This window comes from Pseudomonas sp. MM227, assembly GCF_947090715.1.
Lineage (GTDB): Bacteria > Pseudomonadota > Gammaproteobacteria > Pseudomonadales > Pseudomonadaceae > Aquipseudomonas > Aquipseudomonas baltica.
Genome location: NZ_OX352319.1, coordinates 1,823,023 through 1,835,302 on the forward strand (window position 1 = coordinate 1,823,023; position 12,280 = coordinate 1,835,302).

Here is a 12,280-nt window from a genome sequence, read left to right on the forward strand (position 1 = left end):
CCCGTCAGACAGCGTCCAGTTCAACACCGGCGATGTATTTTTCGCGATAGGCATTCATCTTTGCAGCGAGTGGAGGCTGCAATGCCTTCAAGGCGTTGCCGTCGATGGAGAGGACGCCCTCGCTGCGCCGTAGCGACATCTCTCCGCTTTGTAGTTTGAAGAACAGAATTTGAGTCAGCTGGGTGTCGGTCTCGAGTACAAAGGCCATGGCCCGGGCCATGAGGCCTTGTTCTTCGTCCGCATAGACATAGGTGAACTGGAAGCGACTCACACTTTCATGGTGGCGCTGACTGTTGAAAAGGGTGATGAACGGGGTATCTGCCGACATCTTCTGCAACCCCTTGAGCACTGCGAGGACCGCCACGGCTGCGCCGGTAATCGGGCTCAGGAAGGAGGTGATCACCCCGATCATCGCTTCGTGAACATCCAGGGCGTCTGCCGTGTAAGAGAGCTCAGCCGTTTCCTTTTGCCGTATCAGCCAACCTATTTTCACCAGCGTGCCAAAATAGGCATCGAAAAACGCGAGTGGATTGGGATCGTTACCGATTGATTTGGCAGCAGCGAGTTGGGCGAAGAGAGACGAATCCGTGAGCGCCTGGCGTGCACCGGCATCTACGCCTGTTTTGAACGACATGATGTTGGAACCCACAACCAGTGACTGCGCCTTGGCTGTTTCGAGCGCCGGTACACCCATCCCGGCGGTGACACTGAACATCTCGGGCTTGGCGGGCAAGCCGGTCGTAGTGATGAATTGCTTGGCCTGCTGAAGATCGAAAACCATTGGGCTCACCTGTCGGATCAGAGGACGGTGTATTCGATATAGAGGTTGGTGGCGTTCAAGGCGGTGTTGAGCTGTGCGGAACGGGCGCTCAGAACGTCGTCGTTGCGAAACGTCCGGCCCTTGGTCGCGGCTACGAGGGCGTCAAGTGTTTTGCGGGCCGGCATGCGCCAACCGTTGATTCCCTGTTGGCTGGCAAAGGCCTCATCTGTTGATATGAACGCAATCAAATCTGGATGCGTCATGAGGTCCACGCCTCGTTCCTTCAGCGAGGCATTGTGACTGCCGTGGTGCGCAACTTTAAGGAAACGCACCTGACCGAGAATCTTCGTGGCTGTCAACTTCCGTTCGCCGTCTATGTAGGTTTGATCGTGCCATGACAACCAGTTACCAACCTGTGCATCGCCCGGAAACAGCATGAAGGTCTGGTCGGGAAGTTCGAACGCCAGCACCAGGCTCGTGTTGTTGGTATCTGAATCCAGCTTCATGGCCAGTGGACCGGCCGCGCCAAGCCAATCGGCGTCGATGCTGCGTCGAGATTGATCGCGACCATCACTGGCTGTGTCGGTGTAATAGCGCTCGTCCAGCCAGCGCAGCACTTCCTCATCTGCACTGACCTCGCCGCCCGCTGCGGTCTTGGACGCGCCGCGCACGTTATCTGGCTTGATGCGTTGGAATTGGCTGCTGAATGGCAGGTCATCGTCGGTGTCGAGGGCTTCACCCTCGACCAGTCGAAACAGCAGATCTTCCAGTGCCGTGTTGTCCAGATAGGTTTCCTTGCCCAGACCCGATGAAGGTTTGTCTTGTTTGAGCCGATCCAGCCTGCGCGGTGGGCCGAGCACAAAAGCCTTCAATAGTCCTGGCGCTTCGATTACCTGACCGGGTGAAAGGAATGCAGTCTGCAGCGCACAGGCCTTGAGTTCCTGCATGATGTCTTGGCTTTTGAGCCGTTTGCGCTTGCCTGAAGCAACCGCGAAAGGCGCCTGGGTAGCTGGCGCAGAGACGGATGCAAGTGGACCCAGGAACGCGTCAAGGCCTGCCAGCGCAACCTGCCTGTCGGCGGCGAACGGGGAAAGCGCAGGGGTGTCAGGTGCGTTTTGCATGAGTTCGGACAGCGCTGCAAGCGACACGCTGCGTCTGTCGCGATCAAGGCGCAGTTGCCTGGCGGTCGCATCGTCGTCGTCCTCGGTCCAGGCCATCCAGAGCTTATGGATGACAAGACCGTCAGAGATAATGTCCCTTGCCTGCGAAAAACCCGAGATGTGATCCCAGTGTTCATGGGTAATCACCAGCAAATCCAGCATTCCTTTCTTAGTTACCTTGCCGTGTTCGTCGATCACGCCACCGGTAGTTTCGACGATATCGCGAGCGATCTGGCGCATACGGATGTCAGCCTGCGCACTGCCGGTGAGGATGCCGAAGTCGATCAGAATGTGTGCGGGCGGATGATCGGCATCGAGCACGCGGATGAGAAAGCAGTCACCCAGGTACCCGCTGTAAGGGCTACCTGGTACGCCCAGAGCTCGGTACATACGGACGATGATCTGAAGTTTGGCTGTCTCCAAACCGGTGTTTTTCACGACATTCATTCCAGGCTCCTGTGCAGCAAGGCAAAGGGTTCGGGAGTTTCACTCACCCGGAAGCCCATTGCCTGCCCTGATGTTTTGCCGATGCGAAAATCACGTTGAGCGGCCAGGCGGCGGTTGTCGCAGACATCTTTTCTGATGATGCGAATCAGCTTGCCGTCGCGCAGGTCGATATGAAGGGTCGCGCCTCCGCGGAACCAGAAGTCAGGTTCACGGGACAACACACTCGAATCGCCGTGATCTGCTTTGTCTTGATCTGCAGGATCGTCGTAGCCGCGCCGCTTTTGGGTCATCTGGATGATGAGTTGATGCGTTTCCTGCCCATCCGGGCCTGCTCGCCGGGCAATACGCGCGGAGTGCACCTCCAGCCTGGGCACCTTTGGAAGCTCGCCCGCCGCATTGGGTTTGCCGGTCCACAGCGTAGGGATATCGACTACCGGAACCTTGCGAAGTGGATCATCGAAGGCAAGCAGACGCATGCCCACCAGCTTTTCCCAACCCTCGTCATACGGGCTGTCTTTTTTGAACCATTCGTAGATGCGTGCCTGGTTGCGTTGGATGACACCGACCGCGGTTTCCCGCAGGTTACGCCGGCCGCCTCCGGAGGTTCCGTGTACATGGTTGGAGCCCCAAGGCTGAAGCGAGACGGAAAGCTCGAGGGAAGCCAGCAGATGGGAAAAGACATTGCTGAGCCCGTCTTCGGCATCCGCAGCCGTCTTACCGAACTCAGGTGTTTCAGCAAGATCGGGGGCATCCCACAACAGGCTGTCAGGCGCCATAGAGATGCACCCGGGCACTGTAATCCCGCGCTTTCTGAAGGCTTCTACAAAAGCAATGCGATAGCGCATCGGATCGTTGCCGACCAGATCCGTGTCGGCCGTGATGATGGCTCGCAGGTACTCACCAAAGTGCAGATCGACTGGCGGGGTGTAGTCCAGTCCTCGGACACACATGCGAAGCACTTGATCCGCAGCTTTTCCGGCTTCGCGGGCCAGGCGGTCAACCAGTTCCCCAGAGAAATAGTCTTGATTGGAGACCGCGCTGGCTCGCGCCAGACGGAAGAGGTCGGCTGTTCGACGCTCGTAGATTGTGACGAAGGCATCGAAGATCGCCGCAACCAGAAAGCCTCCACGCGCATGAGCCTCGGACGTGTTGGATAGCGTCTTGGGCAAAGATTCTTCGCTGCCGCGTTCGCCGTCGGTCGTTGCGTTGGCCGTCGCTGGAACGGGCGGTTCCAGATACTGCAGCGCATAGCGCAATGCGCCCCGACGGCCGGTGGCATGTCCGAACTGCAAAGCGAGGCCGTTCAACAAACCAGGCTCGCGCAACGAGCCCCTGCTCTGCATCAGCTGATGACGGACCACATTGGTCAGGCTGAAGTGCTGCAGCAATGCAACGATATCGGCGAACGCCTCATGAAACGCGAGTGAATCGAAGTTGGACGCTTCGATGGAGCGTTGCTGCATCCCGTGAAGAATCGCATGAGTCGTTTCATGGGCAACGATGTCCTGCGAGAGGCAGGTGAAGACCCAGCTACTGAAAGCGGTTTTGCCTTCGACATGCTTGAAATAGCCGAACAATAGCGCGCGTTTGGTGGGGCTATAGTAAGCATTCCGTTCCCGCAGGGCATGGGGATAAATCCGTAGTCGCCTTGTGAAGTTTCGATCAAGCGAGAACTTGGGGGCGTCTCGGTCTCCGGCCCAAAGTACCACCCGCCCCAGAGCTCGCTCGAAGTTACGCACAGTACGCATGGCCACTGCGAACACCATCTGCTGATGGAATTGGGGGTTCCCCTCGGAGGGCGAAAATCCATCCTGAGCCAAAAGAGACGGGGCGTTCAGATCGACCGGCGCATAAAATAGATCCGAACTTGGATCGTAATCGATCACTTCGAGATAGTCGTTGGTCGGGCCAGGTTCCAACTTGTCTTCCCAACGCGTCTCCCAAGGAAGTTCGATGACGGTATCGTTGATAATGGCAGTGTCGAGTTCGACTGAAGATTGTGGATCGAAAGCGTACACTCGCAGTCGACGCACGGAGGGTTGGGGAATGATATGAGTGAGCCGCCGCATACCCGTCATTGTTTTTATCCTTGAGCACTGTAACGACCCGAGCGTGTTCGAACCCAAACTGCAGGCGTCGACGTTTCTTGTATCGCGTGTGATAAGAGTGATTCGCGAGCATGCCTAGTGGATCCCGCTCCCCAGTGCTTAGCCACTGGGTACGGCACGACGGCCAATAGACAAGGATCCCGCCGCCGACCTTCGTTCAAGGGAGGCACAGCGATGCAGGAAAGATTATTTGGAAGGAATGCTGCGTAATGATGCCGACTGAGCGGCTAAAGCTCGCACCCAACAAGTTCCCACCTCGATGGGACAAGTTTCGCGTGGAGTCGCAGACTGCTTGAGCGTTTCATGCGAAGTCTGAATCTGAGTACTAGTCATAGTTGAGATGTGCGCCATCGTCCAGCGCCATCTGCCACTCGACGACAGAAGGTCTTCATCAAGCGCGGTGCCAAACACCTCAATAAGGGCGTAACCTGCCAGCTAGCCCCAGCTTGTGTGAAAGCGAGGTTGGCCATCATCCCCAACCCGAACCGTCCAACGAGATCGCTCCCATGCCGCCAAGACGCTTCGCCGCTCACGACATGGACTTCGATCTTGGCCCCGATGCCGCAGCCAATTGGTCTGACGTCATGCTCGAGCACCACGGCCTGTACTGCCGGTTCGACGACTCACGCGTGCAGGCTTCCACATCGAAAAGTTGGACATTGGGTCACATAGGCCTGACCCAGGCCGACCTGGCGTGCGTCGTGCTGGCGCCGGTGGGTGAGGAGCAATCCTCGTGGCAGGGCGATTGGCTGTACTTGAAGCTGATGACGCAAGGGCATGTCGACATCGAGGAAGCCGGGCAGCAGCACCGATTCGATGCCGGGAGCATGTTTTTCATCGATCCCGAACGGTCTTTTCAAGAGTCTTTCACTGAACGCGCCCAGATGACGGTGCTGCGTATTCCCAAGAGCAATCTGCGCGAACGCGGGCTCAGGCATTCCCTGCCCAGGCCGGTGATTACCGATTCGAGCTCGGCCGACACGCGCGCCGCCCGCGCCCTCATTCACTGCATCGCACAGCAACAAGTAGCGCCCAGTCCTGTGATTCGCGATCTGATGGGTCGACAACTGCTGGAGTTGATCGACGCGTTATTGGGTGCTCCGGGGGACAAGGCTACTTCGCGCAGTGCGGAAGTCGTACTGCTGCGGGCCCGCCGCTACATCCACACAAGCCTGGCGCACACCGGGCTGGACACTTCGGCGATCGCCGCCGCCGCGCACGTATCGGTCAAGCACCTGCAACACGTGTTCAGAAGCCAGGGCACTACCGTCATGGGCCATGTCTGGCACGTTCGGCTGCAACAAGCGCAGCGCCTGCTGAGCGCCAGTCAGACGCTCACCCCCAGCGCTCAGGAAGTCGCCTGGCAATGCGGATTCGCGACCGCCGCCCATTTCAGCCGGGCCTATCGCGCCGAATTCGGCATTTGCCCCTCGCAGGTCCGAGCCAATACTCGCTGAACGCTTTTACCTTCGGCCTGCACTCTTCAAACGCATTGAAAAGCGCCTTCCGGACAAGCAGCAAGCGCCTCTCGGGTAACGGGTCGGGGTTCTTCGCGCCCTAGAATCGGTCGTGTCTTCGTAGACGGATTGTTTCCCCGGCGGCTGTGCCAGCGCCCTTGGTCGTACACCTGCACCTCCTTGCAATGGCTGGCAATGTCGTTCGTTGTCACCCGCCTGAGGTGGTGTTCAAAGGCACCTACATGAACAGCTATACAAGCGCTATGCACAACGCAGATTTCTCGCGTCGTGTCGAACACAATCAACGTCAACTAAAGGCCCGGCTGGCCGACGCTTATGACTACATCGTCTGTGGCTCGGGTACGTCCGGATCTGTGGTTGCCCGCCGCCTGGCCGAGAACCTCGACGTCAGAGTGTTGCTGATCGAGGCCGGCGGCACGGACGAGGTGCCCAGTGTCATCGATGCCAGCCAGTGGTTCGTCAACCTGGGCGGTGAGCGCGACTGGCAGTTTCAGGCACAACCTAACCCCCATCTCCACGACCGTGCCATTCCACTGTCCATGGGCAAGGTGCTCGGCGGGGGCGCGTCGATCAACGTCATGGTCTGGTCGCGCGGTCACAGCAGCGACTGGGACTATTTTGCCAGGGAGGCTGACGATCCAGCCTGGAACTACGCTTCAGCCTTGGCAACCTTTCGACGTATCGAAGACTGGCAAGGCGCACCGGATCCGCTGCGGCGCGGCACGGGAGGGCCGGTTTTCGTCCAGCCTGCGCCAGACCCCAATCCGGTTGCACCGGCCATGCTGCGCGCCGCCGCATCGCTTGGCCTGCCGGTCTACGACGATCAGAACGGCGCAATGATGGAAGGACCTGGAGGCGCCGCGTTGGCCAACCTGTGCCTTGAAGACGGCCGCCGTCGTTCGATCTTTCGCAGCTATGTGTACCCCTTGATGGCCCAGCCCAACCTGACCGTGCTGACGCATACTCATGTGCTGCGGGTGTTGCTGGACGGCAAGCGGGCGGTGGGGGTGGAGGTGCTTCACGAGGGCAAAGTCATCAGGTTGGGGGCTCGACACGAGGTCGTGCTGTCTCTGGGCGCCATCAATACGCCCAAGGTCCTGATGCTCTCCGGAATCGGCGACACGCGGCAGTTGAACGCGCAGGGTATCGATGTGGTTCAGGACCTTCCAGGTGTCGGTCAGAACTATCAGGACCACATCATGGTTTCCGGGTGCATCTGGGAGTATGAGCGACCCCAGCCACCGCGCAACAACGCCGGCGAGTCGACGTTCTTCTGGAAAAGCGATCCATCCCTGGATGTCCCCGACATCCAGACCTTTCTCGCGCAAATCCCCATAGCCACGCCCGAGGCTCAGGCCATGTTCCAGCCACCTGCTGCTGCGTGGTCGCTGCTACCGGGCCTGGTGCGGCCCAAAAGCCGGGGCTCGATCACCCTGGCGAGTCCCAATCCAATGGATGCCCCGCTCATCGACAGTGGCGCGCTGTCGGATCCTGAAGACTTGCAGGCCCTTGTGCGGGCAGTCGAGTTTTGTCGCGAGCTCGGCAACAGTTCGGCAATGGCACCGTTTGTACGGCGCGAAGTCATGCCGGGGGCCATGAGCCGCAAGGCGCTGGAGTCATTCGTGCGCAATACGGCCTCGACCGTCTGGCACCAGTCGTGTACGGCCAAGATGGGCAGGGATGCCATGTCCGTAGTGGATTCACAGTTGCGGGTCTACGGCATCAGCGGCCTGAGGGTGGCAGACGCCTCGATCATGCCGCGGGTGACCACGGGAAACACCATGGCGCCTTGCGTGATCATCGGAGAACGCTTGGGCAGTTTGCTGACCCAGACCGTGGAAGCTGAGGGTGAAACGGCAAACGTTCGACCCACAGGTCGAGCGTTTGCCGTTCAGAGGGAGAGAGCCGTCGATTGACGACCGTCTGTATCCCGCCGAGGCAGCACTTCAGTCCGGTGAGTGATTCAGACGGTGACGTGCAGGCGAACCTCGACATTGCCGCGCGTGGCGTTGGAGTACGGGCACACCTGGTGGGCGGCTTCGACCAGCGCCTGGGCATCGGCCTGTTCGAGACCCGGCAGGTTGATGTTCAGGTCGATGTCCAGGCCGAAACCGCCGGGAATCTGGCCGATGCCCACCTGGGCAGTGATCGAGGTGTCGGCTGGGATGCTGCGTTTGTTCTGGCCGGCGACGAATTTCAGAGCACCGATGAAGCAGGCCGAGTAGCCGGCAGCGAACAGTTGCTCGGGGTTGGTGGCTTCACCGCCGGCGCCGCCCAGTTCTTTCGGCGTGGCCAGCGCCACGTCGAGAATCTTGTCGCTGGAAACGGCACGGCCATCACGGCCGCCGGTGGCAGTTGCAGTAGCGGTGTAGAGAACGTTCATGGCTTTTTTCCGTTGATGGCTGGAGGAGGTGCCGTCAGCCATGTATTCGCACGCTGACTGGCTGGGTTTAATCTATCGCGCTAATATTTAGTGCGCAAGATATATTTCGTGATGATGTAGTTTGCGTTGTGACGCTGGCTTCCAGGTGCCATGCCCGAAACTTGGCATGTCGCCGTTCAGTCGGATTTCCGTTCGCCAGGCTCGTCAGCGATAACGCCGCACTCACGGCCAATGCTCGCATTCAGGCTATCCCACAGCGCCATTATCTGATCGACCGCGGTGTCCAGCCTGGCAGCCGGCACACCGTCGCGCGCCAGGGTCGACAAGCCAAGCATGAAACTGTCGAACGTGGTGGCGAGCACCTCGGGGACCACCGTCTTCGTTAGTTCGCCAGTGCTGACGGCTCGCTCGACACACGCCACCAGACCGGCCCGGTTCACGTTTCTCGTACGCGCCAATGGCTCGGATATCGCCTTGCTTTCCTCGGAACATGCGCTCATGAGGCCCAACGCGACCAGGCACCCTCTGGGATGACCGGGCTCGCATTGCATTTTCGCCGAGCGGCGCAGGGTGAGCTCGATCGCCTTGCGCGGCGGAAGGGTCGTATCGAACAGGCTTTCGGTGACTCGACCATGGGTGTCGAGATAACGCTCGATCACCTCATGGAACAGCGCCTGCTTGGAGCCAAAAGCGGCGTAGAAACTGGGCGCACTGATGCCGCCCCCGATTCTGGCCTTGAGCTGGCTCAGCGAGGTGGCGTCGTAGCCATGCTCCCAGAACAGATGCATCGCTTGGGTGATTGCGACATCACGGTCGAACGTACGCGGGCGTCCCATCTGTGCCATGTCGAGTCTCCTTCTGCAAGACTTGAATACTAACCGATACATAAGTCGTTGACCACTTGACGCTATCGCCTTACATTTATACCGATCAGTATATAAATCGAAGGGGACAGGCATGACTACACATGAGCGACACAGCGAAAAGCTTCCGCTTGGCGCATTGCTGGCTTTGGCGATGACCGGTTTCATCTGCATCGTCACCGAGACATTGCCGGCCGGATTGCTGCCGCAGATCAGCAGCGGCCTGGACGTCTCGCCATCACTGGCAGGGCAGATGGTCACCGTCTATGCATTGGGTTCGCTGCTGGCGGCCATTCCGCTGACCATCGCCACCCAAAGCTGGCGACGCAGAACGGTGCTGTTGATGACGATCGTAGGGTTTCTGTTGTTCAACTCCATCACTGCATGGTCTTCCAACTATGAGCTGACCCTGGTGGCCAGATTTTTCGCGGGCGTCTCCGCGGGGCTGGCCTGGAGTTTGATCGCTGGCTACGCTCGACGCATGGTGGTACCGCGACTGCAGGGCCGTGCGCTGGCGGTGGCGATGATCGGAACGCCGATTGCCTTGTCGCTGGGCGTGCCACTGGGGACCTGGCTGGGCGGTTTCATGGGTTGGCGTATGGCCTTCGGATTGATGTCTGGAATGACCTTGGTATTGATCGTCTGGGTGCTGATAAAAGTGCCCGACTACCCGGGGCATTCGTCCTCGCAGCGGATGGCGTTGCGCGAGGTCTTTTCCACACCGGGCGTGCGACCGGTGCTGGGCGTGGTGTTCACCTGGATGCTGGCGCACAACATTCTCTATACCTATGTCGCACCTTTCGTTTCCAAGGCCGGGCTGGCGAATGACGTGGATCTGGTCCTGCTGGCCTTTGGTGTGGCAGCGCTGGTGGGCATCTGGGTCACGGGACGGCTGGTCGAAGATCATCTACGAAGAACAGTCCTGGTCAGTTTGGCCACCTTTGCGGCGGTCGCGGTCTTTCTCGGCGTGTTCTCGGCGTCGGCGTTGGCCATCTATGTCGGCGTTGCGATCTGGGGCCTGACCTTCGGTGGTGCCGCGACGCTGTTGCAAACAGCGCTGGCCGACTCGGCAGGCAGAGGCGCAGACGTCGCGCTGTCGATGAATGTCGTGGTGTGGAACAGTGCGATAGCGGGCGGCGGGTTACTGGGTGGCGTGTTGCTGGGCCACTGGGGCGTGAGTTGCTTTCCCTGGGTGTTGCTGGTGCTGGTATTGATCAGTCTGGGCATCGCCGCGCAGGCTCGGGTGCATGGCTTCGTTGGAGGAACCAGGGCGTCTGGCCAGATGGTCAGTGGTCACTGATGCACGGGCTGGGCGAGCAGGGGGCGCCGCGCCTGGAACGCCCCCGTGACTCGGCCCTTCGAGCTCAGGGCTTCAAGGCAGCGCTGACGGACTGTGCAATCGGTGTCGTGGGGCGTCCCAACAGTTGGCTCAACTGCCGGCTGCCGTCGTACAGATCGCCCTTGGCTGCTGCTGCATCCGAGTTAGCCAGCATTACCGCCAATTCATCGGGTAATCCAATGCTGACGAGGGCCTCTTTGTACTGCGCCTGCGGCAAGTCGTTATAGGCAACCGCCTTACCCGATTGCTGCGCCACTTCTGCGGCCAACTCAGTCAAGGTGTAGCTGTCGTCGCCGGCCAGTTCGTAGATCTTGCCGGCCTGGCCGTCTTGGGTCAGCACACTCGCGGCGGCCTCGGCGTAGTCCGCCCGAGCCGCCGAGGAGATTCGACCTTGCTTTGCGCTGCCCAGGATCGCGCCATGCTCGACAGCCGATGCGACGCTGGCGGTGTAGTTCTCGTTGTACCAGCCATTTCGCAAAAGCACATGGCTCAAACCGGATTCGGCCAGTGCCTGTTCAGTATCGCGATGCTCCGCTGCCAATCCCAATGTCGATGTGTCTGCGTGCAGCAAGCTGGTGTAGGCCAACAATGCCACGCCTTCTGCCTGCGCGGCGGCGATAACGGCGCGGTGTTGTGCACGGCGCTGTCCCACCTCGCTGGAGGAGATCAGCAACAGGCGGTCAACACCTTTCAACGCGCTGGCCAGGGTTTCAGGCTTGTTGTAATCCGCCGCTCGGATCTCGATGCCTTTGGCGCGCAGATCGGCTGCCTTTGCCGGGTCGCGTACCAGCGCGATCAGCTCGGCAGGATCGATGGTTTTCAGCAGCGCGTCGAGAACCAGACGGCCCAGTTGGCCATTTGCACCGGTGATAGCAATCATGAAAGCACCTTCGTCCGAGTTTGAGAACGTCCGATGCTAGAATATAAGCTTACGAAAAGTAAGTACGTACATAAAGGTAAGTGCAATGGTTGATCTCGAATCCGCTTCCCATACGTTCTCCGAGAAAGTCCGCCGCGGTGAAGTGCTGCAAGCCGACTGCCCGTCTCGGGAAATCCTCCAGCACATGACCAGTCGATGGGGCGTTCTGGTGATGGTGGTCTTGCTGGAAGGTACGCATCGATTCAGCGAACTGCGGCGCAAGATCGGCGGCGTCAGCGAAAAGATGCTCGCCCATACGCTGCAACGGCTGGAAGGGGATGGACTGGTGCTGCGCGTGGCCCGGCCAGTGGTGCCACCGTATGTCGAGTACAGCCTGACACCACTGGGGGCGGCGGCGGCTGCGAAACTGGAGATCGTCGTTGATTGGATCGAGGACAACCTGTCTGCAATCCTGGCATTCAGAAGGGCGCACGAACCGGGTGATGAAGGCCAGGCATGACTTCGGGCAGGCCCTATGAGCCCTGGGTGTCGACCTCAAGCTCGGTCAGCAAGCCTGACATCGCCTCTCTGAGTCGTTCCTCATTGCGCCGGTAGTAGGTCCACTTGCCAACCTTGCTGGCCTCGACGAACCCTTGGTCGAGCAAGGCCTTGAGGCAGATCGAGGTGGCCGGCTGCGAGAGGCCGGCTTTGTCCTGGATCAGGCTGGCACAGACGCCATGCACGCTGAAATCGTACAGCTGGCTGTAGCCTTCGAACGAGCGATGCGGGTCCTTGAGCCAGGTCAGAACGGCCCGTCGCGTGGGGCTGGATAGAACCTTGAGTGCCTCGTTCAATGCCGTCATTTCGCTGCCTGACCCTTTTG

General features: G+C 59.6%; 11 protein-coding genes. 4 read left to right on the plus strand and 7 right to left on the minus strand.

All coding sequences use genetic code 11. The annotated features are described in order from the left end of the window. Positions 1-4 precede the first annotated feature (4 nt). The 3 genes from ONG87_RS08360 to ONG87_RS08370 are packed head-to-tail and all read right to left on the minus strand — an operon-like array spanning position 5 to position 4,385. Entirely contained in the window at positions 5-781 is a 777-nt protein-coding gene (locus ONG87_RS08360; protein ID WP_185793621.1) for a hypothetical protein, read from the minus strand. 17 nt (positions 782-798) lie between these two features. Then, positions 799-2,367, minus strand: coding sequence for an MBL fold metallo-hydrolase (locus ONG87_RS08365; protein ID WP_264382626.1), 1,569 nt, complete (start codon positions 2,365-2,367; stop codon positions 799-801). After that, complete coding sequence (locus ONG87_RS08370) at positions 2,364-4,385, minus strand: hypothetical protein (protein ID WP_264382627.1); 2,022 nt, start codon at positions 4,383-4,385, stop codon at positions 2,364-2,366. The genes ONG87_RS08365 and ONG87_RS08370 overlap by 4 nt, the downstream gene beginning before the upstream one ends. A 596-nt stretch (positions 4,386-4,981) precedes the next feature. On the opposite strand from ONG87_RS08370, the gene ONG87_RS08375 reads away from it, so the two are divergent. Continuing rightward, positions 4,982-5,932 (plus strand): AraC family transcriptional regulator, encoded by a 951-nt coding sequence (locus ONG87_RS08375; protein ID WP_264382628.1) that lies wholly within the window; start codon positions 4,982-4,984, stop codon positions 5,930-5,932. A 242-nt stretch (positions 5,933-6,174) separates the two neighbouring features. Next, complete coding sequence (locus ONG87_RS08380; protein WP_264382629.1) at positions 6,175-7,869, plus strand: GMC family oxidoreductase; 1,695 nt, start codon at positions 6,175-6,177, stop codon at positions 7,867-7,869. A gap of 47 nt (positions 7,870-7,916) precedes the next feature. Here ONG87_RS08380 and ONG87_RS08385 read toward each other — a convergent pair whose 3' ends face one another. After that, complete coding sequence (locus tag ONG87_RS08385; protein ID WP_264382630.1) at positions 7,917-8,336, minus strand: organic hydroperoxide resistance protein; 420 nt, start codon at positions 8,334-8,336, stop codon at positions 7,917-7,919. Between the two features lie 176 nt (positions 8,337-8,512). Beyond that, on the minus strand, positions 8,513-9,181 hold the full coding sequence (locus tag ONG87_RS08390) for a TetR/AcrR family transcriptional regulator (RefSeq protein ID WP_122478648.1): 669 nt from the start codon (positions 9,179-9,181) through the stop codon (positions 8,513-8,515). Between the two features lie 112 nt (positions 9,182-9,293). Here ONG87_RS08390 and ONG87_RS08395 point away from each other — a divergent pair, with 112 nt between their 5' ends. Then, positions 9,294-10,499, plus strand: coding sequence for an MFS transporter (locus ONG87_RS08395; RefSeq protein WP_264382631.1), 1,206 nt, complete (start codon positions 9,294-9,296; stop codon positions 10,497-10,499). A 64-nt stretch (positions 10,500-10,563) separates the two neighbouring features. Here the strand turns inward: ONG87_RS08395 and ONG87_RS08400 are convergent, their stop codons facing one another. Then, positions 10,564-11,418, minus strand: a complete 855-nt coding sequence (locus ONG87_RS08400) for an SDR family oxidoreductase (RefSeq protein ID WP_264382632.1) — start codon at positions 11,416-11,418, stop codon at positions 10,564-10,566. Between the two features lie 85 nt (positions 11,419-11,503). On the opposite strand from ONG87_RS08400, the gene ONG87_RS08405 reads away from it, so the two are divergent. Continuing rightward, positions 11,504-11,917: a helix-turn-helix domain-containing protein gene (locus tag ONG87_RS08405; RefSeq protein ID WP_192136601.1), complete on the plus strand. Its 414-nt coding sequence runs from the start codon at positions 11,504-11,506 to the stop codon at positions 11,915-11,917. A gap of 13 nt (positions 11,918-11,930) precedes the next feature. Here ONG87_RS08405 and ONG87_RS08410 read toward each other — a convergent pair whose 3' ends face one another. After that, on the minus strand, positions 11,931-12,260 hold the full coding sequence (locus ONG87_RS08410) for a helix-turn-helix transcriptional regulator (RefSeq protein ID WP_122478642.1): 330 nt from the start codon (positions 12,258-12,260) through the stop codon (positions 11,931-11,933). Positions 12,261-12,280: the final 20 nt, after the last annotated feature.

Bases quoted from the DNA above. Each gene is read 5' to 3' on its own strand.
- ONG87_RS08360 (WP_185793621.1), bottom strand. From the start codon at position 781: ATGGTTTTCGATCTTCAGCAGGCCAAGCAATTCATCACTACGACCGGC.
- ONG87_RS08365 (WP_264382626.1), bottom strand. From the start codon at position 2,367: ATGAATGTCGTGAAAAACACCGGTTTGGAGACAGCCAAACTTCAGATC.
- ONG87_RS08375 (WP_264382628.1), top strand. From the start codon at position 4,982: ATGCCGCCAAGACGCTTCGCCGCTCACGACATGGACTTCGATCTTGGC.
- ONG87_RS08380 (WP_264382629.1), top strand. From the start codon at position 6,175: ATGAACAGCTATACAAGCGCTATGCACAACGCAGATTTCTCGCGTCGT.
- ONG87_RS08385 (WP_264382630.1), bottom strand. From the start codon at position 8,336: ATGAACGTTCTCTACACCGCTACTGCAACTGCCACCGGCGGCCGTGAT.
- ONG87_RS08390 (WP_122478648.1), bottom strand. From the start codon at position 9,181: ATGGCACAGATGGGACGCCCGCGTACGTTCGACCGTGATGTCGCAATC.
- ONG87_RS08395 (WP_264382631.1), top strand. From the start codon at position 9,294: ATGACTACACATGAGCGACACAGCGAAAAGCTTCCGCTTGGCGCATTG.
- ONG87_RS08400 (WP_264382632.1), bottom strand. From the start codon at position 11,418: ATGATTGCTATCACCGGTGCAAATGGCCAACTGGGCCGTCTGGTTCTC.
- ONG87_RS08405 (WP_192136601.1), top strand. From the start codon at position 11,504: ATGGTTGATCTCGAATCCGCTTCCCATACGTTCTCCGAGAAAGTCCGC.
- ONG87_RS08410 (WP_122478642.1), bottom strand. From the start codon at position 12,260: ATGACGGCATTGAACGAGGCACTCAAGGTTCTATCCAGCCCCACGCGA.